Source organism: Nocardioides stalactiti (assembly GCF_014180715.1).
Classification (GTDB): Bacteria; Actinomycetota; Actinomycetes; order Propionibacteriales; family Nocardioidaceae; genus Nocardioides; species Nocardioides stalactiti.
This window is the reverse complement of sequence record NZ_JACEFC010000035.1, coordinates 13959-37721: the sequence shown is the minus strand read 5'-3', so window position 1 is coordinate 37721 and position 23763 is coordinate 13959. Positions and strand designations below refer to the sequence as shown.

At 71.3% G+C, this 23763-nt stretch carries 21 protein-coding genes; 13 read left to right on the top strand and 8 right to left on the bottom strand.

What is annotated here, in order from left to right; genetic code table 11:
• Positions 1 to 192 precede the first annotated feature (192 nt).
• The 3 genes from H0487_RS09435 to H0487_RS09425 are packed head-to-tail and all read left to right on the top strand — an operon-like array spanning position 193 to position 3259.
• The gene (locus tag H0487_RS09435) at positions 193 to 1122 is read left to right on the top strand and encodes a ferritin-like domain-containing protein (protein WP_183093987.1); all 930 of its coding nucleotides are present in this window, start codon (positions 193 to 195) and stop codon (positions 1120 to 1122) included.
• Positions 1123 to 1142: 20 nt separating this feature from the next.
• Positions 1143 to 1733, top strand: a complete 591-nt coding sequence (locus tag H0487_RS09430; RefSeq protein WP_183093986.1) for an NAD(P)/FAD-dependent oxidoreductase — start codon at positions 1143 to 1145, stop codon at positions 1731 to 1733.
• Positions 1730 to 3259: a flavin-containing monooxygenase gene (locus H0487_RS09425; RefSeq protein WP_183093985.1), complete on the top strand. Its 1530-nt coding sequence runs from the start codon at positions 1730 to 1732 to the stop codon at positions 3257 to 3259. The genes H0487_RS09430 and H0487_RS09425 overlap by 4 nt, the downstream gene beginning before the upstream one ends.
• 58 nt (positions 3260 to 3317) lie before the next feature.
• Here the strand turns inward: H0487_RS09425 and H0487_RS09420 are convergent, their stop codons facing one another.
• Together H0487_RS09420 and H0487_RS09415 are read right to left on the bottom strand one after the other, a co-directional pair.
• Entirely contained in the window at positions 3318 to 4586 is a 1269-nt protein-coding gene (locus H0487_RS09420) for an NADH:flavin oxidoreductase/NADH oxidase family protein (protein WP_183093984.1), read from the bottom strand.
• Entirely contained in the window at positions 4583 to 5422 is an 840-nt protein-coding gene (locus tag H0487_RS09415; protein WP_183093983.1) for an SDR family NAD(P)-dependent oxidoreductase, read from the bottom strand. The genes H0487_RS09420 and H0487_RS09415 overlap by 4 nt, the downstream gene beginning before the upstream one ends.
• A 103-nt stretch (positions 5423 to 5525) precedes the next feature.
• On the opposite strand from H0487_RS09415, the gene H0487_RS09410 reads away from it, so the two are divergent.
• The 10 genes from H0487_RS09410 (at position 5526) to H0487_RS09365 (ending at position 18131) form a co-directional block, all read left to right on the top strand.
• Positions 5526 to 6086 (top strand): HhH-GPD-type base excision DNA repair protein, encoded by a 561-nt coding sequence (locus H0487_RS09410; protein ID WP_183093982.1) that lies wholly within the window; start codon positions 5526 to 5528, stop codon positions 6084 to 6086.
• Positions 6087 to 6118: 32 nt separating this feature from the next.
• Complete coding sequence (locus H0487_RS09405) at positions 6119 to 8902, top strand: crotonase/enoyl-CoA hydratase family protein (protein ID WP_312855881.1); 2784 nt, start codon at positions 6119 to 6121, stop codon at positions 8900 to 8902.
• 78 nt (positions 8903 to 8980) lie between these two features.
• The gene (locus H0487_RS09400; RefSeq protein WP_183093981.1) at positions 8981 to 9682 is read left to right on the top strand and encodes a TetR/AcrR family transcriptional regulator; all 702 of its coding nucleotides are present in this window, start codon (positions 8981 to 8983) and stop codon (positions 9680 to 9682) included.
• A complete protein-coding gene (locus H0487_RS09395) occupies positions 9682 to 10515 on the top strand; it encodes an alpha/beta fold hydrolase (RefSeq protein WP_183093980.1) in 834 nt (277 codons plus the stop codon). The genes H0487_RS09400 and H0487_RS09395 overlap by 1 nt, the downstream gene beginning before the upstream one ends.
• Entirely contained in the window at positions 10512 to 11981 is a 1470-nt protein-coding gene (locus H0487_RS09390) for an aldehyde dehydrogenase family protein (RefSeq protein ID WP_183093979.1), read from the top strand. The genes H0487_RS09395 and H0487_RS09390 overlap by 4 nt, the downstream gene beginning before the upstream one ends.
• 15 nt (positions 11982 to 11996) lie before the next feature.
• Complete coding sequence (locus H0487_RS09385) at positions 11997 to 13445, top strand: flavin-containing monooxygenase (RefSeq protein WP_183093978.1); 1449 nt, start codon at positions 11997 to 11999, stop codon at positions 13443 to 13445.
• Positions 13442 to 15124 carry a GMC oxidoreductase gene (locus tag H0487_RS09380; protein WP_183093977.1) on the top strand — a complete coding sequence of 561 codons (1683 nt, stop codon included), beginning with the start codon at positions 13442 to 13444 and terminating at the stop codon, positions 15122 to 15124. Before H0487_RS09385 ends, H0487_RS09380 begins: the two co-directional genes overlap by 4 nt.
• 13 nt (positions 15125 to 15137) lie before the next feature.
• On the top strand, positions 15138 to 15713 hold the full coding sequence (locus H0487_RS09375) for a DUF4334 domain-containing protein (RefSeq protein ID WP_183093976.1): 576 nt from the start codon (positions 15138 to 15140) through the stop codon (positions 15711 to 15713).
• Positions 15713 to 16504, top strand: coding sequence for an enoyl-CoA hydratase/isomerase family protein (locus H0487_RS09370; protein WP_183093975.1), 792 nt, complete (start codon positions 15713 to 15715; stop codon positions 16502 to 16504). The genes H0487_RS09375 and H0487_RS09370 overlap by 1 nt, the downstream gene beginning before the upstream one ends.
• Positions 16505 to 16631: 127 nt before the next feature.
• Positions 16632 to 18131: an RNA polymerase sigma factor gene (locus tag H0487_RS09365; RefSeq protein ID WP_376766673.1), complete on the top strand. Its 1500-nt coding sequence runs from the start codon at positions 16632 to 16634 to the stop codon at positions 18129 to 18131.
• On the opposite strand, the gene H0487_RS09360 is transcribed toward H0487_RS09365, so the two are convergent.
• Genes H0487_RS09360 through H0487_RS09335 form a run of 6 tightly spaced genes read right to left on the bottom strand, consistent with a single transcriptional unit; the run spans position 18119 to position 23704 of the window.
• Positions 18119 to 18838: a DUF4184 family protein gene (locus H0487_RS09360; RefSeq protein WP_246383246.1), complete on the bottom strand. Its 720-nt coding sequence runs from the start codon at positions 18836 to 18838 to the stop codon at positions 18119 to 18121. The two genes, H0487_RS09365 and H0487_RS09360, sit on opposite strands and share 13 nt — an antisense overlap.
• 22 nt (positions 18839 to 18860) lie before the next feature.
• Positions 18861 to 20051 (bottom strand): PP2C family protein-serine/threonine phosphatase, encoded by a 1191-nt coding sequence (locus H0487_RS09355; RefSeq protein WP_183093972.1) that lies wholly within the window; start codon positions 20049 to 20051, stop codon positions 18861 to 18863.
• Positions 20051 to 20461, bottom strand: coding sequence for an ATP-binding protein (locus H0487_RS09350; protein ID WP_183093971.1), 411 nt, complete (start codon positions 20459 to 20461; stop codon positions 20051 to 20053). Before H0487_RS09350 ends, H0487_RS09355 begins: the two co-directional genes overlap by 1 nt.
• Positions 20451 to 20783 carry an STAS domain-containing protein gene (locus H0487_RS09345; protein WP_183093970.1) on the bottom strand — a complete coding sequence of 111 codons (333 nt, stop codon included), beginning with the start codon at positions 20781 to 20783 and terminating at the stop codon, positions 20451 to 20453. Before H0487_RS09345 ends, H0487_RS09350 begins: the two co-directional genes overlap by 11 nt.
• Positions 20783 to 22807 carry a glycosyltransferase family 2 protein gene (locus H0487_RS09340; protein WP_183093969.1) on the bottom strand — a complete coding sequence of 675 codons (2025 nt, stop codon included), beginning with the start codon at positions 22805 to 22807 and terminating at the stop codon, positions 20783 to 20785. Before H0487_RS09340 ends, H0487_RS09345 begins: the two co-directional genes overlap by 1 nt.
• Positions 22808 to 22852: 45 nt before the next feature.
• Positions 22853 to 23704, bottom strand: a complete 852-nt coding sequence (locus H0487_RS09335) for an EamA family transporter (protein ID WP_183093968.1) — start codon at positions 23702 to 23704, stop codon at positions 22853 to 22855.
• Between the last annotated feature and the right edge of the window lie 59 nt (positions 23705 to 23763).

Genomic DNA, 23763 nt, shown 5'->3' with positions numbered 1-23763 from the left:
CGCCGCGCCGGGTCGCGCGGACGACGCTCGACGCCCACGACAAGGGGCGGCTGTACGTGATGCCCCAGCTCGACGCCAAGGCGCTGTGGCGGCTCAAGCGCCTCGCGCCCGCGCCGTACGCCCGCGCCGCCGGCCTGATGGGCCGGTTCGCCCCCGAGCCGTCCGACGACTGACCACCACGGAGGAACGACGATGACCTACGACTTCGACGCGATGCTGCAGACGATCAAGGACAAGCAGTGGTCGCTCGCCGACATCGACTGGGACGCCCCCGGCGCCGAGACGATGACCGACGAGGTCCGCGCCAAGATGAAGCCCTTCATGGCCGACCTGGTGTGGATCGAGCACGTCGGCGCACGGGGCTTCGCCTCGCTCGCCAAGAAGGCGCCGACGCCGGCGATCAAGGAGATCTACGAGTACTTCCACGCCGAGGAGCAGAAGCACGCCAACGCCGAGCTGGCGCTGATGAAGCGGTGGGGGATGCTCGACGAGGAGGGCAACGTCCCCGAGCCCAACATCAACGTCAAGATGGCGATCAAGACGCTCGACAGCCTCGGTGACACGCTGCCGCTGAGCGCCCTCGCGACCCTGATCCCGCTGCTCGAGTGCGCGCTGGACGGGGCGCTCGTGAAGTTCCTCCTCGACGAGGTCCAGGACCCCGTCTGCCACGAGGTCTTCCGGCACATCAACTCCGACGAGGCTCGCCACATCACCGTCGACTTCCAGGTGCTCGAGCACATCGGTGCCGGGCCCCTGCACAAGCTGATGATCGAGTCGGCCAGCAACCTGAAGCCGCAGGTCGTGATCGGGCTGATCGTGGTGTTCGTGCCGCTGATCAACAAGATGCGCGACAACATCGTGGCCATGGGGATGTCCGAGCAGAAGCTCTACAACGCGGTCAAGCGCTACAAGACGATCGGCGGCCGCGGCGAGTTCACGCACCGGATCCCGGCCTACCACGTGCTCAAGGCGCAGGCCGCGATGGTCATCGACCGCACCCACCCCTACCACCGGTTCCTCGCCGACCCGATGGTCAAGGTCACCTCCTTCGTTCCCGCGAAGATCCTCGGCAAGCCACAGTCGTGGACCGAGGAGATCACCCACGAGCCGGTGGCCTCGTGAGCAGCCCCGGGGGTCGCCCCGTGCAGATCGATCCGGCGATGGACGTCGCAGCCGGGTTCCTCGGCGAGGTCCTGTACGGCGACGCGTGGCGCGACCACGACTTCAGTGGGCAGCGGGTCGCCGTGCTCGCCACCGGCCGCGACGCGGCCCGGGTCCTGGCCGATGTCGCCTGGACCGCTCGCACCGTGAAGGTCTTCCTCGACGACCCGGACTGGGTGCTGCCCGCGCTGCCCGGACCGCTGTCCGGAGTGGTGCACGCCGCCACCTGGGTGCCGGTCGCGGGCCCGCTGACGCACCGCCTGCTCGCCCGGGCGCACCTGCGGCTCGCCGTGAAGGACCCGTGGATCCGCCGTCTCCTGACACCGGACGACCGGTTCACCCGGCACGCCACGACCACCAGCGACCTGTACTACGCCGCGCTCCAGGACCCGCACTGCAAGCTGATCCGGTGGCCGGTCTACGCGATCACCGCCGAGGGTGTCCGCACCGCCGAGGGGATCGAGCACCAGGTCGACTGCATCGTCGTCCCTGCGCCGGAGCGGCTGCGACCGTTGCCCGCACCTGCCCGCGCCCCGCGCCCCACCCGTTCCCGAGAGGACCGCTCCGCATGACGCGCACCACCGACAGCCAGCCCGACCACCAGCCGGACCACCAGCCGGACCACGAGGTCGCCATCATCGGGGGCGGGTTCTCCGGCATCGGCGCCGCGATCCTGCTCGACAAGGCGGGCTTCGACGACTACCTCATGATCGAGGAGGGCGACGGCGTCGGCGGCGCCTGGCACTGGAACACCTACCCGGGCGTCGCGGTCGACATCCCGTCGTTCAGCTACCAGTTCTCCTTCGAGCAACAGGCCGGCTGGTCGCGGGTCTACGCCCCCGGGCGCGAGCTGAAGCGCTACGCCGAGCACTGCGTCGACAAGTACGACGTACGCCGGCGGACCCGGTTCGGCACCCGGGTCGTCTCTGCGGACTTCGACGACGCGGCCGACCTGTGGACCCTCGGCACCGCTGACGGCGGGACCATCACCGCGCGCCACGTCATCGGGGCGACGGGGGTGCTCACCCAGCCCAAGCCGCCGGAGATCGACGGGATCTACGACTTCGCAGGCACCGTCATGCACACCGCGCGCTGGGACCACGACGTGGACCTCACGGGCAAGCGGGTCGCGATCATCGGGACCGGTGCGTCGGCGGTCCAGGTGATCCCGTCGATCGCACCCGACGTCGCGCACCTGACGGTCTTCCAGCGCACCCCGATCTGGTGCCTGCCCAAGCTGGACACCCGGCTGCCGCTGCCGGCCCGGCTCGCGATGCGGGTGCCCGGGGCGAAGGCGGCGACGCGGTTGGCGAGCCAGACGTTCGTCGAGCTGACGTTCCCGCTCGCCGCGCACTTCCACAACCTGCTCCCGGTCGCAGGGGTGGGGGAGCGGCTCGGCCACGCGCACCTCCGGGCGGCGGTCAAGGACCCGGAGGTGCGCGAGAAGCTCACCCCGAAGTACGCGCTCGGCTGCAAGCGACCGAGCTTCTCCAACTCCTACCTCCAGGCCTTCAACCGGACGAACGTCCACCTCGAGACGACCTCGATCGAGCGGATCACGCCGACCGGCGTGGTGACCACCGACGGCATCGAGCACGAGGTCGACGTCCTGGTGCTGGCGACCGGCTTCAAGGTGTTCGAGAAGGGCAACATGCCGGCGTTCTCGGTCACCGGGGCCGGCGGGACCGACCTGGAGTCGTGGTGGGAGGAGAACCGCTTCCAGGCCTACCAGGGCGTCAGCGTCCCGGGCTTCCCGAACTTCTTCGCGATCCTCGGGCCCTACGGCTACAACGGCTCGTCGTACTTCAACCTGATCGAGACCCAGATGGCGCACATCGTGCGCTGCCTGCGGCAGGCGCGTCGTACCGGTTCGACGCGGGTCGAGGTCACGGCCGAGGCGAACGCCCGCTACTTCGAGAGCATGCTCGGCCGGCGCAAGCACCAGGTGTTCTTCCAGCCGTCGTGCTCGACGGCCAACAGCTACTACTTCGACGCCAACGGGGACGTCCCGTTCCGGGCGTCGACGACGCTGGAGACGATGTGGACGAGCAGCCGGTTCGACCTCGACGACTACCGGTTCGAGGGCGCCGCCAGCTGACAGCGAGGAGGATCCGTTCAACCTGCTCGAACGGATCCTCCGCGAGGTCGGCCCTGGCTCAGCCGCGCTTGGGGCGGAACGCGCCGGGGCCGTTGCGCAGTCCCAGGAGCACGGCGGTCTCGACCCACCCGCGGTTCGGGTCGGGGTCCTTGCCGGCGCCCATCCGGTGCAGCTGATCGGTGTGCCACGACAGGTCGATGGCGCTGTCCATGGTCCGCAGGTCCATCACGCGGCCGAGGACCATGCGCGCGCCGGTCCGCACCTGGGCGGTCGGCAGCTCGGTGCGGCCCTCCTCCAGGATCGAGCGGGGCGCGTCGGGGACCACGCAGGTCGGCCGGCCGAGGCCGACCAGGTCGCAGTCGCCCGAGGAGACCGCGCTCTCCATCGCCTCGGTGGTGCGGAACCCTCCGGTCACGGCGATCGGTACGGCGCCCGCCAGGTCGCGCACGGACGCGGCGTACTCCAGGAAGTAGGCCTCGCGCTCGGCGGTCGAGGCCCGGACCTTGCCGAGCATGGCCGGAGCCTCGTAGGAACCGCCGCTGATCTCGATCATGTCGATGCCGCGCTCGACGAGGTCGCGGACGACGTCTCGTGACTCCTCCTCGGTGAAGCCGCCCCGCTGGAAGTCCGCGGAGTTGAGCTTGATGCCGACCGCGAAGGCCGGGCTGGTGGCGGCCTTGATCGCACTGACGACCTCGAGGGCGAAGCGGCGCCGTCGTACGGAGTCGCCGCCCCACGCGTCGTCGCGCTGGTTGCTGCGCGGCGAGAGGAACTGGGTCACCAGGTAGCCGTGCGCGCCGTGCACCTGGACACCGTCGAAGCCGGCCGACTCCGCGACCGCTGCGGTCGTGGCGTAGCGCTCGATGAGCTCGCGGATCTCGGTGTCCGTCAGCGCCCGCGGCTTCATGGCGCCGGGCACCTTGGCCCCGATCGCGCTCGGCGCGACCGGGCGGTTGCGGGTGATGAGCGCGTTGGCCTGGCGACCGGGGTGGTTGATCTGCATCCACAGCGGGGTGCCGCTCGACCGGAATCCGCTGGCCCAGTGCCGGAGCTGCTCCAGGTGGCGGTCGTCCTCGACGGCGACGTTGCCGGGCTCGCCGTGATGGCGACGGTCGATCATCACGTTGCCGGTGACGACGAGGCCGAAGCCGCCGTCCGCCCATCGGGAGTAGAGCCGCTCGAGCTTCGCCGACGGGGCGCCGTCGCGCTCGCCGAGGCCCTCGCTGAGGGCGGACTTCATGAAGCGGTTGGCCAGGCGCTGGCCGTTGGGCAGCTCCAGCGGCGAGGCGAGGTGCTCGACCGTCGGCAGGGTGTCGTGGACGGTCATGCCGATGCCTTCAGCGAGGACGTCAGGCGCTTCGCGACAGCGGCGAACGGACGCTGGTACGCCGATCCGAGCACCCGCACGAGCAGGTCGACGGCGACGGCGTCCGCGCCGATGAGGACCTTGGCCCGGCGGGCCTTCACGCCCTTGAGGATCGTCTGAGCGGCGCTCTCGGGGCTGGTGCGGGTGAGGACGTCGTCGAAGAGGCGCTGGAGGCCCGAGACGTCACCGGCGTTGCTCGCCGACGCGTTGTTGACGATGTTGGTCTTGATGCCGCCCGGGTGGACGCAGGTGACACCGACCGGGTGGCCGGCGACGAGCATCTCCTGGCGCAGCGACTCGGTGAAGCCGCGCACCGCGAACTTCGCCGCGTGGTAGCTGCTCTGGGTCGGGACGCTGAAGAGCCCGAAGATGCTCGACACGTTGACGACGTGGCCGTCGCCGGAGGCGATGAGGTGGGGGAGGAAGGCCTTGGTGCCGTGGACGACGCCCCAGAAGTCGACGTCGATGACCTTCTCGATGTCCTCGTAGGGGCTCTCCTCGATGGTGCCGAAGATGGTGATGCCCGCGTTGTTGACGACCAGGTTGACGGCGCCGAAGTGAGCGGCGACCGCGTCGGCGTACGCGTGGACGGCGGCGCGGTCGCGGACGTCGAGGACCTCGGCGTGGAGATCGGCGCCCAGCCGCTTGCAGAGCAGCTCGGTCTCGGTCAGGCCCTCCGGGTCCCAGTCGCTGATCGCGAGCTTGGCGCCCGCCTGGGCGAGCTCGAGCGCGAGCGCCCGGCCAATGCCGGATCCGGCGCCGGTGACGACGGCGACCTTGCCGTGGAAGTCCTTCATCGCTTCTCCTCCTGAGGTGGTCCTCGGACCCTAGTCGCGCCGGCTGCCCACTACAAGTCATCTGACTTGAAAAGTGATCCGTCGCATGCGCGAGGATGGGTGCATGTCGTTCCAGATGACCGGATTGCCCGAAGCCGATGACGTCCTCGACCAGCACCCCTTCGCGGTGGTCGTCGGCATGATGCTCGACCAGCAGTACGGCATGGAGCACGCGTTCCGCGGCGGGTGGAAGGTGCTGAGCCGGTTCGGGACCCTGGACCCGGCGGCGATCGCGGCGGCGGAGCCGGAGGCCTTCAAGGAGCTGTGCAGCCAGCCGCCGGCGATCCACCGGTTCCCGGGCTCGATGGCAGCGCGGCTCCAGGAGCTCGCAGCCCTCGTCGAGAGCAGGTACGACGGCGACGTGACCCGGCTGTGGACCGAGCCGACCACCGGCAAGGAGCTGTTCAAGCGGGTCCAGGAGCTGCCGGGCTTCGGCAAGCAGAAGGCGCAGATCTTCGTCGCCCTGCTCGCCAAGCAGGTCGGCGTCCGCCCCGAGGGCTGGGAGGCCGTCGCCGGCGACTACGCGCTCGAGGGCTACCGGTCGGTGGCCGACGTCGTCGACGGTGACTCGCTGCAGAAGGTCCGGGACTTCAAGAAGGCGAAGAAGGCCGCGGCCAACGCCTGACCGCGGGGGAGGCACCCCCTAGAGTCCGCTGCGTGATCGGCGACTACGACCGCGAGGCCAGTGCGGCAGCGACCTCGACAGCGACTCCTGAGCAGGTCCTCCGGCTCGCGACGGACCTGACCGGCTTCTCGACCTGGTTCGAGATGCACGACAGCTGGCGGGGCGACGTGCCCGCGCGGGCGAGCCTCGGGCTCGAGGTGGTCGAGTCGGTGCGCCTCATGGGGATCCCGGCCGAGATCGCCTGGACCGTCGTCCAGCTCGACGACCGGACCTTCGCGCTCTCCGGCGAGGGCCCGATGGGTCTCCTGGTCGGGGTGTCGGTGTCCGCCGCGACCACCGTCCACGGCGGCAGCGAGATCGAGGTCGAGATCGGGCTCGGCGGCGACCCGGTCCAGGGGCCGATGGGCGCCACCATCGAGGCCCACGTCGAGGGTGCGGCGCAGCAGACGGCCGACGCGCTCGCCGCGAAGGCGGCCGACCACGTCGGGCCGGCGGAGCCGGAGCCCGGCAGCGGTCCGGTCGTCCACGCCCGCACGGGCGTCCGGCTTCACCCCAACACCCCCGTCCTCGTGGGCGTCGGTCAGCTCGTCCAGCGCGACCCGGTGCCCGACGGCCCCGACCCGGCCGCTCTCTCGGCGGAGGCGCTGCGCCGGGCCGAGGCGGACGCCGGCGTCACCGGGCTGCTCGCCGAGGCCGACGCCGTCTACGCGATCGCCAGCGTGTCCTGGCAGTACGGCGACCAGGCCGCCGCCGTCGCCGCCGCCGTGGGCGCGGAGCCCGAGGTCACGGTCGTCTCCAGCCGGTTCGGAGGCGACGCCGGGCAGCTGCTCGTCAACGAGGCCGGCCGCGCCATCGCGGCGGGCGAGGCGTCGGTGGTCCTGGTCTCCGGCGCCGAGGCCGGCGCGACCCAGGCGACGGCGCAGAAGGCCGGTCAGCGCACCGAGTGGCCGGTGCAGCCGGCCGGCACCGCGCCGACCCGGGTGCTCGGCAAGGACGCCGAGGCCAACAACGACGCCGAGGCCAAGGCCGGTCTCGGCGCGCCGGTCTACATGTACGGGCTCATCGAGTCCGCGATCCGCGCGAAGTCGGGGGCCGGCATCGCGGAGCACCGGGACCGGATCACCGGCCTGTGGTCGGACCTCTCGCACGTCGCGGCCGCCAACCCCTACGCGTGGAGCCCGACGGCGCACTCGGCGGAGCGGCTCGCGACCGCCGACGAGGCCAACCGGATGGTCACGACGCCGTACCCGAAGCTGCTGTGCGCCAACCTCCAGGTCGACCTGGCCAGCGGGCTCATCCTCTGCAGCGCCGCCGCCGCGGAGGCTGCGGGCGTGCCGCAGGAGAAGTGGGTGTTCCTGCACGCGGGTGCGGCGGCCCACGACGAGTGGTTCGTCTCCGAGCGCGGCGACCTCGCAGCCTCGCCGGCGATCCGCACGATCGGCCGGGCCGTGCTCGAGCACGCCGGACTGACCGTCGACGACGTCGCCCACGTCGACCTCTACTCGTGCTTCCCGTCGGCGGTGCAGATCGCCGCTGCCGAGCTCGGCCTCCCGGTCGGCGACCCCGACCGGCCGCTCAGCGTCACCGGCGGCCTCACGTTCGGCGGGGGTCCCGGCAACAACTACGGCACCCACGCCGTGGCGAGCCTCGTGCAGCGGCTGCGGGAGGACCCCGACTCCTACGGCCTGTCGACCTCGCTCGGCTGGTACCTGACCAAGCACGCGATCGGGATCTACTCGGCGACGCCGCCGCGGACGTCGTACCGCTCGCTCACGCCGGTGGTCGACGCGACGCCGACCCGACGCGCGCTCGGCAGCTTCGTCGGCGACGCGGTCATCGACGCCTACACGGTCCAGTTCGACCGCTCCGGTGCTCCCGAGGCGATCATCCTGAGTGCGGTCACGCCGGACGGCGACCGAGCGCTGCGCCGCTACGTCGGCAGCGACCTCGCCGCGCGCGGCGTCGAGGAGGAGCTGGTCGGTCTGCCGGTCCGGCTGGAGGAGGAGTCGGCGACCCTGCTCGGCGACTCCGCGGTCGCCGTGCCCGAGCCGCCGGCCCTGCCTGTCCTCGTCGAGCGTCGCGGTGAAGTCACGCTCATCACCCTCAACCGCCCCCAGGTGCGCAACGCCATCGACCTGCGGACGGCGCTGCTGCTGGAGCGGGCGATCGACGGCTTCGAGGCCGATCCTCAGGCGCGGGTCGCCGTCCTCACCGGCGCCGGTACGGCGTTCTCGGCGGGCATGGACCTCAAGGCGGCCGCCCGCGGCGAGTTCCCGGTGACCGAGCGGCGCGGCACGCTCGGCATCTGCGGCGTGCCGCCCCAGAAGCCGATGATCGCGGCGGTCGAGGGCTCAGCCCTGGCCGGCGGCTGCGAGCTCGCCCTGGCGGCGGACCTCATCGTCGCCGCGGAGAACGCGCAGTTCGGCCTGCCCGAGCCCAAGCGCGGCCTGGTCGCGGCGGCCGGGGGAGTGCTGCGGCTCGCGCAGCGACTGCCCCGCAACCTCGCGATGGAGATGGCGCTGACCGCCGAGCCCCAGCCGGTCTCCCGGATGGCCGAGCTCGGCCTCGTCAACCGGGTGGTGCCCGCGGGGCAGGCGGTCGAGGCGGCGATCGAGCTCGCGGAGACGATCGCGGCCAACGCCCCGATGTCGGTCGCGATCAGCAAGCAGATCGTGCTGGAGTCGCCGGACTGGTCGACCGCGGAGGAGTTCCAGCGACAGAGCGAGCTGGCGACGCCGGCGATCTTCTCCGAGGACGCCGTCGAGGGCGTCGTCGCCTTCAACGAGAAGCGTGCCCCCGTCTGGAAGGGGCGCTGACGGCGGGCGCGGCCGTGGCTGAAAGATTTAGGAATCATATGCTTCCCGGAAGCGACTGATTCCTGGTACGGTCCCCGTGTGACCACTTCCACAGCCTCCGGCGTCGCGACCTCCGGGTCCTCCGACCTTCCCTCGGGTGGCCGCCTGTGGCAGGGCCAGACCCCCGGCGCACGTGAGGCCGACCGCCGCGAGCGCCTCGTCGAGGCAGGTCTCGAACTGCTCGGCACCCAGGGCACCGGCGCGCTGACGATGCGCGCCGCCTGCCGCGAGGCCGCCGTCGGACCGCGCTACTTCTACGAGCTGTTCGCCGACCGCGAGGAGCTCCTGACCGCGGTCTACGACGAGGCCGTCGACCGGATGCGCGAGCCGATCATGGCCGCCGTCGTCGCCGCAGCCGAGCACGGCGTGGCCTCCGCGATCCTCGCCGCGTTCGACACCGCGATCGCCGTGGTCGAGGGGGACCCCCGGATCGGACGGGTCCTCTTCCGCGAGTCCGCCGCCGACGACACGTTGCGCCCGCGGTCCCAGGCCGCGATGCCCGACTTCGTGCTCACCGTCGTGGGCGAGGTCCTGCCCGAGCGCGGAGCCGCGCTCCGCGCGGGGGCCGACGCCTGGACCCTCCTCGGCTTCTCCGCCGCGATCTTCGCGCTCTTCCTCGCGTGGAGCGAGGGCGCCCGCCACACCTCGCGCGAGGAGTTCGTCCACCACTGCGCCGCACTGACGGTCGAGCAGCTCGCTCTCGACATCGTGCTGCCGCCCGCCGACCGGAAGGCCTCCTGATGCCCGCGACGACCGCGCCGGTCAACCACGAGCGCCGCGGCAGCGGCGAGCCCGTCGTCCTCGTCCACGGCATCGGCAGCCGCTGGCAGTGCTTCGAGCCGATCCTCGACCGGCTCGCCGCGCAGCACGAGGTCATCGCCGTCGACCTGCCCGGGTTCGGCGGCACGCCGCTCGTCGCCGGGGTGCGCCCGGGCCCGCGCGGCTACGCCGACTGGCTGGAGGGCTGGCTCCGCGAGCAGGGCATCGAGCGTTCCCACCTCGTCGGCAGCTCGATGGGCGGCGGGGTCGGCCTCGAGCTGGGTCGGCGCGGCTTCGCGGCGTCGGTCACGGCCTTCGCGCCGGTCGGCTTCTGGCACACCGCGGGACTGCGCTGGACGCAGGGCCTGCTCACCACCATGCGGGTCGCCGCGCGCACGATGGGCCCCGCGCTCGACCGGGTCGTCGAGAACCCGACCGGGCGCGCGCTGCTGCTGAGCTCGATGTTCGGCCAGCCGCGCAAGCTCACTGCGGCCATGGCCCAGGGCGATCTCCACGGTCTGGCCGCCGCGACGGCGTTCGAGGCCGCACGCGCCGACTTCGGCCGCTACTGGTTCGACGCCGACAGCGACCTCGGCGCGCTGCCGGACATCCCGGTCACCGTCGCGTGGGGCACCCGCGACGTCGTCCTCACCCACCGCACCCAGAGCGCCCGCGCCCGCGCCGCGCTCCCGTCCGCCCAGCACGTCGACCTCGGTCGCTGCGGGCACCTCCCGTTCAACGACGAGCCGGACACCTGCGCTCGTCTCGTCCTCGCCACCGCGGCGGCCGCCGCATCCCACAAGGAGAACCGATGACCGAGCAGCTGGTCAGCACCAACCCCGCCAACGACGAGGTCGTGGCGACCTTCCCGGTCCAGACGGCCGAGGAGGTCAACGCCGTCGTGACGCGCGCCCAGCACGCCGCGCCCTGGTGGCGCGACCAGGGGTACGACGGTCGCAAGGACGCCCTCCAGGCGTGGAAGCGCTACATCGCCAAGAACGCCGAGGACCTCGTCGAGCTGATGCACCGGGAGAACGGCAAGCCGCTCACCGACGCGCGCCTGGAGGTCATGCTCGCGCTCGAGCACATCGCGTGGACCGCCAAGAACGCCGGCAAGATCCTCAAGCCCGAGAAGCGCAAGACCGGTCTCCTCCTCTCCAACTTCTCCGCCCGCGTCGAGCACGCGCCGTTCGGCGTGGTCGGCGTGATCGGTCCGTGGAACTACCCGATCTTCACGCCCAACGGCTCGATCGCCACCGCGCTCGCGGCCGGCAACACCGTCGTATTCAAGCCGAGCGAGTACACCCCGGCCATCGCCAAGTGGTACGTCGACGCCTTCGCTGCCGCCAACCCGGAGGCCCCGGCCGGCGTGCTCTCGCTGGTGACCGGCTTCGGCGAGACCGGTGCGGCCCTGTGCCGCGCCGGCGTCGACAAGCTCGCCTTCACCGGCTCGGCGCCGACCGGCCGCAAGGTGATGGCGGCCTGCGCCGAGTCGCTCGTGCCCGTCGTCATGGAGCTGGGCGGCAAGGACGCTGCGATCGTCGCCGAGGACGCCGACCTGGCCAAGGCCGCCGAGGCGATCGCGTTCGGCGCGATGGGCAACAGCGGTCAGACCTGCGTCGGCATCGAGCGCGTCTACGTCGAGCGCCCGGTCCGCGACGCCTTCCTCGAGGAGCTCAAGGCTCAGGTCAAGTCGATCAAGCCGGGGTCGGACAAGTCGTCGTCCTACGGCCCGATGACCATGCCGAGCCAGATCGCGATCGTCCGTCGCCACGTCGACGACGCCCTGTCCAGCGGCGGCACGGCCGTCATCGGCGGGCGCGACAGCATCGGCGAGCGCTACATCGAGCCTGTCGTCATCCTCGACCCGCCGCACACCTCCTCGGCGATCCAGGAGGAGACCTTCGGGCCGACCCTGACCGTCACCACCGTCGAGTCGCTCGACGAGGCGGTCAAGCTCGCCAACGACACCCCGTTCGGCCTGGCCGGCGCGGTGTTCTCCAAGTCGCGCGCCGACGAGGTCGTCGACGGCCTCGAGACCAGCCAGGTCTCGGTCAACTCGGTGCTCGGGTTCGCCGGCATGGCGGCGCTGCCGCTCGGCGGCAAGGGGGAGAGCGGCTTCGGGCGGATCCACGGCCCCGAGGGCCTCAAGGAGTTCACGCGCCCGCGCGCGATCGCCACCCAGAACTACGCCGCCCCGATCAACCTGCTCACCTTCGGCCGCAAGCCCTGGGTCGTCCGCCTCCTCCCGCGGATGATCCGCTGGATCCACGCCCGCTGAGAGGTCACGTCACCCATGAAGCCCTCCGTCGCCGTCATCGGCACCGGGTTCGGCGGCCTGGCCGCCGTCATCGAGCTCAAGAAGCGTGGCTTCCACGACATCGTCGTCCTGGAGAAGGCCGACGACGTCGGGGGAGTGTGGCGCGAGAACACCTACCCCGGTGCCGCCTGCGACGTCCCCTCGCCGTTCTACTCCTACTCCTTCGAGCCCAACCCGCGCTGGCCCCGCCGCTTCTCCCAGCAGCCCGCGATCCTCGACTACATGCACGACGTCGCGGACAAGTACGACGTCCGTCGACACGTCCGCTTCGGCACCGAGGTCACCGCTGCGTCGTACGACGACGCGACCGGGAAGTGGACCGTCGAGCTCAGCACCGGCGACGCGGTGACGGTCGACGTGCTCGTCTCCGCGGTCGGTCAGCTCTCGCGTCCGTCGGTCCCCGACATCGAGGGCATGGAGTCGTTCGCCGGTCCGAGCTTCCACTCCGCGGAGTGGGACCACGACGTCGACCTCACCGGCAAGCGGGTCGCGGTCATCGGCACGGGCGCGAGCGCGATCCAGTTCGTGCCCGCGATCCAGCCCGACGTCGCGCAGATGACGATCTTCCAGCGGACGGCGCCGTACCTGGTCCCGCGCTTGGACACGGAGTTCTCCGAGACCCACCAGAAGGTGTTCGAGAAGGCGCCGGTCACCCAGCTCGTCGAGCGCGGTACCTGGTACGGCGTGACCGAGGGTCTCAGCGTGGCGTGGGTCTACTCCAAGGCATTGGCCGCGACGATCCGCGCGGTCTCCAAGGCCCACATGAAGCGGCAGACCAAGGCCAAGCCCGGTCTGTTCGAGAAGGTGTGGCCGACGTACCAGATCGGCTGCAAGCGGATCCTCTTCTCCAGTGACTACCTGCCGGCACTCGCGCAGGACAACGTCGACCTCGAGACCGAGCGGATCGCCCGGATCACCCCGGCGGGCGTCGAGACGGTCGACGGTCGGGTCCACGAGGCGGACGTCGTCATCTGGGGCACCGGCTTCAAGGCGACCGAGTTCCTCGCGCCGATGTCGATCAAGGGCAGCGGGGGCCGTGACCTGCACGGGGAGTGGCGCGAGGGTGCGCACGCCTACTACGGGATGACCGTGCCGCACTTCCCCAACCTGTTCATCCTCTACGGGCCCAACACCAACACCGGCGGCGGCTCGATCATCTACTTCCTCGAGGCGCAGGCCGCCTACCTGGGCGACTACGTCGAGCACCTCGCGAGCGTGGGTGCTCCGCTCGACGTCCGCCCCGAGGTCGAGAACGACTACGACGAGCGGATCCAGGGCCAGCTGAGCGACAGCGTCTGGACCCAGTGCTCCTCGTGGTACCGCAACGAGCACGGCCGGATCACGACGAACTGGCCCGCTCTCGGACGTCAGTACAAATCGCAGGCCAAGTTCGCGCCTGCCGACTACAAGGTGGTGGCCCGATGAGCCCGAAGAAGGCTGGCAACTACGACTACGACGTCATCGTCGTCGGCTCGGGCTTCGGCGGCAGCGTCACCGCGCTCCGCCTGACCGAGAAGGGCTACAAGGTCGGCGTCCTGGAGTCCGGGCGACGCTGGAACGCCGAGGACCTGCCCAAGACCAACTGGAACATCCGCAAGTCGATCTGGGCCCCGCGGCTCGGCCTCACCGGCCCGCAGCGGATCAGCGCTCTCGGCAAGTGCCTGGTGTTCAGCGGTGCCGGCGTCGGCGGTGGCTCCCTCATCTACGGCAACACGCTCTACGAGCCGCTGCCCGACTTCTACACCGACCGCGCCTGGGGTCACATCACCGACTGGCGCGAGGAGCTGGCCCCGTACTACGACCAGGCGAAGCGGATGCTCGGCGTGGTCGAGAACCCGCGGACCGGGCCGAAGGACGACCTGCTCCTCCAGGTGGCCCGCGACCGCGGCGTCGCCGACACGTTCCACAAGACCCAGGTCGGCGTCTTCTTCAACGAGGGCCGCGAGGGGGAGACCGTCGCTGACCCGTACTTCGGCGGCGCGGGCCCCGAGCGCCGGGGCTGCATCCACTGCTCGGAGTGCTTCACCGGCTGCAAGCACAACGCCAAGAACACCACGACCACCAACTACCTCTACCTCGCCGAGAGCAAGGGTGCCGAGGTGCACCCGCTGACGACGGTCACCAAGGTCGCGAAGGACGGCACGGGCGGGTACGTCGTCGAGACCCAACGGTCCAACGGCAAGCTGCGGAAGGGGCGACGCACCTTCACCGCGGAGCAGGTCGTGTTCGCCGCGGCCGCGCTCGGCACCCAGAAGCTGCTCCACGAGCTGAAGGACGAGGGCACGCTGCCCGACCTGTCACCGCGCCTGGGCGAGCTGACGCGCAGCAATTCCGAGGCCATCGTGGGTGTGACCAGCAACAGCCGCAACGACATGGCGCAGGGGGTGGCGATCACCTCCTCGATCCACCCCGAGCCGCAGACCCACGTCGAGGTGTGCACCTACGGGGAGGGCCACAACTCGCTGTTCCTGCAGACGGTGCCGATGGTCGACGGGGGAGCGTTCCGATTCCTCCGGCTCCTGCTCACCTTCCTGCTGCACCCGATCGCGTCGATGCGCACGATGAACGTGAAGGGCGCTTCCGAGAGGTCGGTCATCCTGCTGGTGATGCAGTCGCTCGACAACTCGCTGACGTCGTACCGGAAGGGCGGGCTGCTCAAGACCAAGCAGGGGACCGGCGAGCCGAACCCCGACTGGATCCCGCTGGCGCACGAGATCGGGCGCGAGTACGCCGCCGCGGCCGACGGGGTGACGGGCAACATCGGGACCGACATCTTCAACATCCCGGCGACCGCCCACTACATCGGCGGCTGCACGATCGGCGACTCCCGCGAGACGGGCGTGATCGATCCGTACCAGCGGGTCTACGGCTACCCCGGTCTGCACATCGCCGACGGCAGCGCGATCACGGCCAACCTCGGCGTCAACCCGTCGCTCACGATCACGGCCCAGGCCGAGCGGGCGATGGCGTTCTGGCCCAACAAGGGTGAGGCCGACCCGCGGCCGGAGCTCGGCACGGCCTACCAGCGCGTCGCCCCCGTCATGCCCAACGCACCTGCGGTGCCCGAGACCGCCCCGGGCGCGCTGCGCCTGGCGAGCGCCTGAGGAAGGACCCCCCATGCCCAAGACCACCAAGACCACCAGGACCGCGCCGACCACCGCGACCGCCACCGAGCGCCTCGCCGAGCTCGAGCGCGGCACCGACGGTGCCACGGCGCTGGCCTTCTTCGACTCGCTGCCGGCTGTCGCGCCCGCCGAGATGACCGGCCGCTACCGGGGGCGTGAGCTCTTCACCGGCCACGAGATGGACGGCCTGCTCGCGGCGTCCGGCTGGTACGGCAAGCAGTTCGACGACGTCGACCACGTCCACCCGTTGCTCTTCAAGAGCCACGGCGGTGACATCTTCCCGGTCGAGCCCCGCAAGATGCCGCTCGGAGTCGCGTCCAAGGTGCCGTCGGCCGTCGTCAACCGTGCTCACTCGGCCGTCGGTGCGCTCAAGCCCGCGATCAAGACCTCGAAGCACCGTGCGCGCCTGCGCGCGGTCGAGTACCGCGGCGTCGTGACCGCCGGGATGGTCTACGACCACCTCCCGATCATCGACTTCTTCCGACGTGTCGACGACGACACCCTGCTCGGTGTGATGGACCTGCGCGGCTCGACGCCGTACGTCTTCATCCTCCAGGCCGACCGCTGATGGCTCCTGCGATCAGCGCGGAGGAGCTCGCGCACGCGGGCCTCCAGCTGGCCGTCGAGGGTGCGGTCGCCACGATCACGCTCGACCGGCCCCAGGTCCGCAACGCCCAGGTGCCGCGGATGTGGGCCGGCATGGCGCGGATCCTCGGCGAGCTCGGGCCCGAGGTCCGGGTCGTCGTGGTGCGCGGGGCCGGCGGCACGTTCTCGGCCGGCCTCGACCTCTCGCTGCTCGATCCGTCCCAGACCGACGAGGAGGGCAACTTCATCGCCACCCTCGCCGCGAGCGACCAGGAGATCATCGACCAGATCGGGATCTATCAGCTCCCGTTCGCGATGCTGGCCGACCCGCGCTTCATCACGATCGCGGTCGTCGAGGGGCACGCGATCGGCGCCGGCTTCCAGCTGGCGCTGTCCTGCGACCTGCGGATCGTGGCCGAGGACGCCCGGTTCTGCATGAAGGAGCCGGCGCTGGGCCTGGTCCCCGACCTGGTCGGCACCAAGCCGCTCGTCGACGCGGTCGGCTACGCCCGGGCGCTGGAGATCTGCGCGACGGCACGCTTCGTCCCCGGTGACGAGGCGGGGGAGATCGGGCTCGCCCAGGTCGTCGTCCCGGCGGCTGAGCTCGACGGCGTGCTCGCCGCGACCATCGACGCGTTGACGGCCCACGTGCACGGCGCCGTCACGGCGACCAAGCGGCTGCTCCAGGAGGCGCCGTCGCGCTCGCTGGAGGACCAGCGGCTCGCCGAGCGGACCGCCCAGGTCGCCCGGTTCCGCGCGCTCGCCGGGGGCTAGCGAGCCGAGGTGCCGCCCGGTGTGCGGGGGACACCCACCTGCGTGGCAGAATGAGACCCGCGGTCTTGACGCCTCCGGGCTGGGCCGCGCCCTGTTGTCAGTTTCTCCGCTGTATCGAGAGGTGTTCGTGTCGTCGAACGCGCGCAAGGTTCCTGCTGCGGTGCTGGAGCACCCCGCCATCGTCGCCCTGATCGACCGGGCCCAGCCGATGGGCAGCGTGAGTCCTGAGGATGTCCGACAGGCGTGCGCGTCGGCCGACGTGGCCGCGCCGTACCTGAAGTCGTTCCTGGGGCACCTCGCCGGCCTCGGCATCACGGTCGCCGTCCCGGCGACCAGCCGCGCCGTCGCCGCGACGAGCACGCGCAAGACCGCCACCGCCAGCACGGCGAAGAAGGCGGCGCCGGCCAAGAAGGCCGCCGCGGCCCCTGCCGCTGAGGAGCCCGCCGCCAAGGCTGCTCCCGCCAAGAAGGCCGCGCCCGCCAAGAAGGCCGCGCCGGCGAAGAAGGCCGCTGCGGCGCCTGCCGCGGTCGTCGTCCCCGCGGTCGGCCCCGACGGCAAGAAGGTCCTCCCGGACATCGCCGACGAGCAGTTCGAGCAGGACGTCGCCACCGACCCGACCATCAAGGCGGACGAGGAAGAGGCCTCGGCCACCTCGTCGTTCGTGGTCTCCACGGCCGACGACACCGACGAGCCGGCCCAGCAGGTCATGGTCGCCGGCGCGACCGCCGACCCCGTCAAGGACTACCTCAAGCAGATCGGCAAGGTCCCGCTCCTCAACGCCGAGATGGAGGTCTCCCTCGCCAAGCGGATCGAGGCCGGCCTCTTCTCCGACGAGAAGCTCGCTCGCGGCGGCAAGATCAGCCCCAAGCTCCTCGAGGAGCTGGAGTGGATCGCCGAGGACGGCCGCCGCGCCAAGAACCACCTGCTCGAGGCCAACCTGCGTCTCGTCGTCTCGCTCGCCAAGCGCTACACCGGCCGCGGCATGCTGTTCCTGGACCTGATCCAGGAGGGCAACCTCGGTCTGATCCGCGCGGTCGAGAAGTTCGACTACACCAAGGGCTACAAGTTCTCGACCTACGCGACGTGGTGGATCCGCCAGGCGATCACCCGCGCGATGGCCGACCAGGCCCGCACCATCCGGATCCCGGTCCACATGGTCGAGGTCATCAACAAGCTGGCCCGCGTCCAGCGCCAGATGCTGCAGGACCTCGGGCGCGAGCCCACCCCGGAGGAGCTCGCCAAGGAGCTCGACATGACCCCGGAGAAGGTCGTCGAGGTCCAGAAGTACGGTCGTGAGCCGATCTCGCTGCACACCCCCCTGGGTGAGGACGGCGACTCGGAGTTCGGCGACCTGATCGAGGACTCCGAGGCGATCGTCCCGGCCGACGCGGTCTCGTTCACGCTCCTCCAGGAGCAGCTGCACGCCGTCCTCGACACGCTCTCCGAGCGCGAGGCGGGCGTGGTGTCGATGCGGTTCGGCCTCACCGACGGCCAGCCCAAGACCCTCGACGAGATCGGCAAGGTCTACGGCGTGACCCGCGAGCGGATCCGCCAGATCGAGTCCAAGACGATGTCGAAGCTGCGCCACCCGTCCCGCAGCCAGGTCCTGCGCGACTACCTGGACTGACGGACGGCCTGCCAGACCAGGCAGGCACCCACGCCGAGGACGGTCACGGCGATCAGGCTGTCGACGACGCCGTTGAACGCCATCGCGTGGAAGCCCTGGGGGATGCTGCGCGCTGCGGACACCAGGCCGACGGCGGCTGCGGCGAGCAGGACGGCCGGCAGCACCTCGCGGGGGAGCACGCGCGGGACCCGCGGGTCACGCGCGGGGGCGAGCGAGCGCAGGTGACGGACGGCGGCCCAGGTCACCACCGCGAGCCCGAGGACCCCGGAGGCGTACTGCGCCCACTTCAGGCCCGGCAGTCCGGCGTGATCGGCTCGTAGCCAGGCGATGTGCTCGGGGCCCCAGCGGCCGGGGTGGGTGAAGGAGTCCCAGGCGAAGTGGGTCGCCGCGCCGATCGAGCCCGCGAGCGGCACCAGCAGCCACTGCCGCGCGGTGAGCCGGCCGCGCTCGGCCAGCCGCTCGCGGACTCCGGCCGGTGCCAGGTCGACGACGGCGTCGCGCAGCAGGACCGTCCACAGCGCCACGACGCCGATCGTCAGCACGACGTCGACGACGAGGATGCCGAGCAGGCTGTGGGTGACGTCGTACCCGTGGACCCAGCCCAGGAACAACGGGATGTCCGGCACCATCGACCCGACCGCGAGCGCCGTCATCGGCAGCCCGGTCCTGCCGAGCGGCAGCACGGCGGCCGGGTGGGCGAGCGTCATCGGCACGCGCGCACCTCGCCGGTCAGGCGGCGCTGCGGCGTACGACGACGACCGTGACGTCGTCGGTCGTCGCCTTGCCGAGCGCCCCACGCGCCAGCTCCGCGGCCAGCGCATCGGCACCCTCGGTGCGTCCCAGGGCCTCCTGGATGACGTCCATCACCGTCCCGTGGTCGCCGTGGACGTCGAGGAAGCCGTCGCTGACGATCACCAGCGCCTCGCCGGGGCCGACCCGGTCCTCGTGGATCTCCCACTGCTCGTCGGGGAGGGCGCCGATCGGCAGGCCCTCGCTCTCGAGGTGGACCTCGCGGTCCGGCCCGATGATGAACGCCAGGCCGTGCCCGGCGTCGACGTACTCCACTGCACCGTCCTCCGGGCGGAACCGCGCGGCGAAGAAGGTGACGAAGCTGCCGAGCTCGTCGAGGTCGCCGACCATGTCGTCGGCGACGCGCCTGATGCTCGCCGCCAGGCTGTTGTGCGGCGAGGTGCCGCGCAGGATCGCGCGGACGCCGGCGGCGAGCAACGCGGCCTGGAGCCCTTTGCCCATCACGTCGGCCAGGGCGACCTGGACGTTGCCCGACCGCTCCAGCACCAGCCAGTCGTAGAAGTCGCCGCCGACGGCGCCGGCCTGGACGCAACGGCCGGCGACCTCCCAACCCGGGAGGTCCGGGATGCTCCGGGGCAGCAGCCGCCGCTGGACCTCCGAGCCCTGCTCCAGGTCTGCCCCGGTGGCGAGCTCCCGCTCCACCCAGCTGGCCAGGTCACGCAGCATCGCCTGCTCGCCGACGGAGAGCGCTCGCCTCGAGTCGTTGTCGATGAGGCACAGCGAGCCGACCCGCTGCCCGCCCGGCGTCCGCAGCGGCGCGCCGGCGTAGTAGCCCAGCTCCGCGTTGTCCCGCAACGGATGGTCGGTGAACCGCTCGTCGGACCGGATGTCGGTGATCTCCAGAGTCCGGTCGCTCTCGATCGCGACCGAGCAGAGGGACTCCTCGCGCGGCAGCGTCGACATCGGGGCCCCGAACAGGTCCCCGGCGGCCGCCTTGGTGAAGTGCTCGTGCTCGCCGACCAGGTTGATCGCGACGTAAGGCACGTTGAAGATGTGCTGCGCCAGCCGGACGACGCGGTCGAACCGCTCCTCGGGCGCGGTGTTGAAGAGGTTGAGCGCGCGAATCGCTGCGAGCCGCTCGTCCTCGTCCTCGATCTGCAGACCCGGCATCAGCTGCTCCCCGCACGGCTGCGCACCATGTGCCAGTGGTTGATGTCGTCGACCCGCTGGTAGGAGATCTCGTCGAGGATCGCGTGGGCCAGGGGCAGGCCGCGGCCGGACTCGGCGTCGACGCCCGGCATCTCGGTCGCGAGGTCGGCCACGTGGGCGTTGCCGTCGTCGGACAGCGTCGCCTCGAGGCGGTCGGGCAGCACGTCGAGGGTGAAGCGCCAGCCCACCCCGGGTGGGCTGCCGTGCTCGACGACGTTGTTGGCGATCTCGATGACGGCCGTCTCGAAGAGCATCAGGTCGCCGCCGTCGAGGTCGGGGTGGTCGGAGCCCACCCGCTCCAGCAGGTGGTGGAGCTCCTCGATGCCCTCGGGCACCGCGAACCCGCTCAGGTCGTAGCCGTCACCATCCATCGACGGCGGCTTCGACGGTGTCGAACGGCGTGAGGATCCGATCGAGGTTGGTCAGCTTGAGGACGGTGACGACCTGGTCGCCCGCGGCCGCGATCCGGAGGTCGCCGGAGGCCTGCCGAGCCGTCTTGAGGCCGCCGATGAGCGCGCCGAGCCCGGAGGAGTCGATGAAGTCGACCCCGGCGAGGTCGACGACGATCCGCGCGTTGCCGGCAGCGACGGTCTCGTCGATGCGCGCCTTGATCCGGGGCGCCGAGACCATGTTGAACCGCCCGGAGGTCGCCAGGACCACCACGCCGTCCCGCTCGCTCTGCTCGATCTGCATCAGGAAACCAGCTCCTCGTCGGTCTGTTCGCCACTCGGCGCGGGATCGGGGGCACGGAAGAGCCCCGCTTCGATGATGACACTGAGGACCACGAGGTCGTACGCGACCCACGCCGTGTTGACGCCCACCCCGATGATCGACAGCTCGTCGGTCGTCATGAGGAGGACGACGGCGCAGAACACGGCGACGACCAGGAGCGCCATCGCCAGCAGCTGTGGCCAGATCAACCGGTACGGAAAGGGCTGCTTCCCGCCGTCGCGCACCTTGGGCGTCACGATGAACCCGAGCTCCTTGCCGAACCAGACGTTGCCCGCCGCTGTGGTGCAGGCCTTGATCCAGACCGGGAAGAGCGCCAGCGAGTACTGGTGGCCGCGCCAGGTCCTCACGCCGTAGCCGACGATCCCGAACATCAGCTGGTTGAGCAGGAAGTACGGCGTGAACAGCGCGAGGAAGGTGAGGCCGTAGGCGTGGACCGGGAGGATCCCGAGGGTCAGGTAGAGGACCGGGGCCAGCAGGTAGGCGAGCGCAGCGAACCCGGAGAGGTAGCTCCACATCGTCGCGAAGTACATGAGCCGCTGGCCGCCGGTGAGGCCCCTCTTGCGCAGGGGGTTGTCCTTGAGGAGCACCTGCAGCGTGCCCTGCGCCCAGCGCAACCGCTGCTTGAGCATGGTGCCGAGGTCCTCGGGGGCGAGGCCGGTGGCGAGGACCTCGTGGTGGTAGGCCGACTTCCACCCCGAGGCGTGCAGCTCCATGCAGGTCGCCATGTCCTCGGTGACCGACACGATCGCCATCGGCATCACCGGCTGCGCCTCGTTGCTGCGGGTGACGTCGACGGCCCGCATGATCTCGGCGACCTCCTCCAGCGCCGCGAGCGGCGAGAGGTCACGGGTGGCGAGCTCCTCGAGCACGTCCTCCTGCACCGTCGGGATGCCGGTGACGGGATCCATGAGGATGCCGATGTCCTCGGTGAAGCCCATCTCCATGAGGTCGGCGTGGATCGCCGCCAGGTCGCGGTCCACGACGGACCGGCCGGCCTGCCGCACCGTCTCCTGGAACCGGTAGGTGACGTCGCCGTACGCCGCGCCGCCGTCGAGGTCGGCGAGCGCGGCCCGCACGCCCTCGCGGACCATCCGGATCGCCGCGGCGGTCTCCGGGTCGTCCTTGCGCACCTTGCGGGCGGCGCGCGCCAGGATCCGGCTGGAGGTCTCGAGCGCGGCGCGGACCGCCGACTCGACGGCCCGGACGTAGCCGGTGATGCCGAGCCGCATCAGCGCCTCACGGCGGATGACGGCGTTGGAGCCGCAGAAGAAGGCGGCGTTCCAGCCGTCCTTGCCCTGCTGGATCGGACCGTAGAAGAGGGGCGCCTGGCTGCCGAGCGGATCGGTGTCGGTGACGTTGCTGAACCACTGCGGGGTCTGGACCAGAGCCATGTCCGGGTCCTCGAACCAGCCGAGCGTCCGGTGCAGGATCTCGGGCTTGGGGATCTGGTCGGCGTCGAGGATGAGGAGGAACTCGCCGTGGGTCTGGAGCAGCGCGTTGTTGAGGTTGCCGGCCTTGGCGTGGCGGGGCCGACCTGCCCAGTCACCGCTGCGGACCAGGTAGCCGATGCCGGCGGCCCTGGCGGCCGCCTCCATCTCGGGTCGGGCGCCGTCGTCGAGGATGTAGGTCTCGTGCGGCCAGGCGATCTCCAGGGCCGCCAGCGCGGTCACCATGACCAGGTCGACCGGTTCGTTGTAGGTCGTGATGAAGACGTCGACGGTCGCCTCGGGGTCGGGCGGGGGAGCGTCGCCGCGCCGCTTGATGCGCCAGATGGTGAATGCGAACAAGAAGCCGTCGACGAGCGCGTAGGTCTCGGCGAGGACCAGGGGGAGCGCGATCCACCAGTAGTCCCAGTTGATCGACCACCCCCACCGCCAGGTGAGGTAGATGGTCCCGGCGGCGAGGCTCAGCACCGTGACGATCCGCAACGCGAAAAGTCGTCGCGGCGTCGTGGCCTGCGCTTCCTGTTGCGCCTGCGGCGGCATCCCGCTCCTCTCCTCGACCGTCGGGTCAACCCTAGAGGGCCGGGGTCAGCCCGCGGCGACGAATGCCACCGCGACCCCGCAGAGCAGGAGGCCGACCGCCTGGCCGCGGTAGATGCGCTCGCCGAGGAAGGCGGCCGCCAGCAGGATCGTGAAGGCCGGGTAGAGCGAGGTCAGCACGGCGGCGACGGCGAGCAGGTCGGTCTGGCTGGCCAGCAGGAAGAGCAGCACGGCGGCCGAGGCGACCAGTCCGGCGACCGCGCCCCAGAGCTCGGTGCGGGCCGTCGGGACCCACGAGGCCCGGAAGGCCGTCGCGAGCGCGGCGATCGTCACCAGCGCCCCGGCCTGGCTGAGGACGAGCGGCCCGTAGCCGGCGCCGTCGGGCACCTGCCCGAGGGCGACGAAGAGGACTCCGAAGCCGAGTCCGGCGAGGGCGCCGTCGACGAGTCCGGTCGTGGCGGGGGCCGGCTCCGGCGCGGCGGGCTCGAGGGTGGCCTCCGGCCCGCGGGCGACGAACCAGATGCCGGGGAGGGCGAGGAGCACCCCGAGGACGACCAGCCCGGAGGGCCGCTCACCGGTCGCGAGCCCGACGGCGACCGGGACGACCGCGGCCCCCACCGCCGAGACGGGGGCGACGACACCCATCCGCCCCGAGGCGAGCCCGCGGTAGAGGAACACGGTCCCGGCCCCGCTGCCGAGACCGGAGGCCAGGCCCCAGGCCAGGTCGGCGCGGGTGGGGTCGCCCGACACGGCGAGCGCGAGGACGCCGGCGCCGACCAGGCCACCGACGGCGCCGAGCAGGGCGACCGGCCACGGCGTCGTACGACGGGAGGCGAGGCCGCCGATGAAGTCGGAGAGGCCGTAGGCGACCGCGGCGCCCAGCGCGAGGAGGACACCCATCAGCGGGCACCAAAAGCGGAGGCCCCGGACAGCAGTCCGGGGCCTCCGTCGAGGAGCGT

Coding starts and splice junctions, on each gene's coding strand:
- H0487_RS09435 (WP_183093987.1), top strand. CDS start 193: ATGACCTACGACTTCGACGCGATGCTGCAGACGATCAAGGACAAGCAG.
- H0487_RS09425 (WP_183093985.1), top strand. CDS start 1,730: ATGACGCGCACCACCGACAGCCAGCCCGACCACCAGCCGGACCACCAG.
- H0487_RS09420 (WP_183093984.1), bottom strand. CDS start 4,586: ATGACCGTCCACGACACCCTGCCGACGGTCGAGCACCTCGCCTCGCCG.
- H0487_RS09415 (WP_183093983.1), bottom strand. CDS start 5,422: ATGAAGGACTTCCACGGCAAGGTCGCCGTCGTCACCGGCGCCGGATCC.
- H0487_RS09410 (WP_183093982.1), top strand. CDS start 5,526: ATGTCGTTCCAGATGACCGGATTGCCCGAAGCCGATGACGTCCTCGAC.
- H0487_RS09395 (WP_183093980.1), top strand. CDS start 9,682: ATGCCCGCGACGACCGCGCCGGTCAACCACGAGCGCCGCGGCAGCGGC.
- H0487_RS09390 (WP_183093979.1), top strand. CDS start 10,512: ATGACCGAGCAGCTGGTCAGCACCAACCCCGCCAACGACGAGGTCGTG.
- H0487_RS09385 (WP_183093978.1), top strand. CDS start 11,997: ATGAAGCCCTCCGTCGCCGTCATCGGCACCGGGTTCGGCGGCCTGGCC.
- H0487_RS09380 (WP_183093977.1), top strand. CDS start 13,442: ATGAGCCCGAAGAAGGCTGGCAACTACGACTACGACGTCATCGTCGTC.
- H0487_RS09375 (WP_183093976.1), top strand. CDS start 15,138: ATGCCCAAGACCACCAAGACCACCAGGACCGCGCCGACCACCGCGACC.
- H0487_RS09370 (WP_183093975.1), top strand. CDS start 15,713: ATGGCTCCTGCGATCAGCGCGGAGGAGCTCGCGCACGCGGGCCTCCAG.
- H0487_RS09360 (WP_246383246.1), bottom strand. CDS start 18,838: ATGACGCTCGCCCACCCGGCCGCCGTGCTGCCGCTCGGCAGGACCGGG.
- H0487_RS09355 (WP_183093972.1), bottom strand. CDS start 20,051: ATGCCGGGTCTGCAGATCGAGGACGAGGACGAGCGGCTCGCAGCGATT.
- H0487_RS09350 (WP_183093971.1), bottom strand. CDS start 20,461: ATGGATGGTGACGGCTACGACCTGAGCGGGTTCGCGGTGCCCGAGGGC.
- H0487_RS09345 (WP_183093970.1), bottom strand. CDS start 20,783: ATGCAGATCGAGCAGAGCGAGCGGGACGGCGTGGTGGTCCTGGCGACC.
- H0487_RS09340 (WP_183093969.1), bottom strand. CDS start 22,807: ATGCCGCCGCAGGCGCAACAGGAAGCGCAGGCCACGACGCCGCGACGA.
- H0487_RS09335 (WP_183093968.1), bottom strand. CDS start 23,704: ATGGGTGTCCTCCTCGCGCTGGGCGCCGCGGTCGCCTACGGCCTCTCC.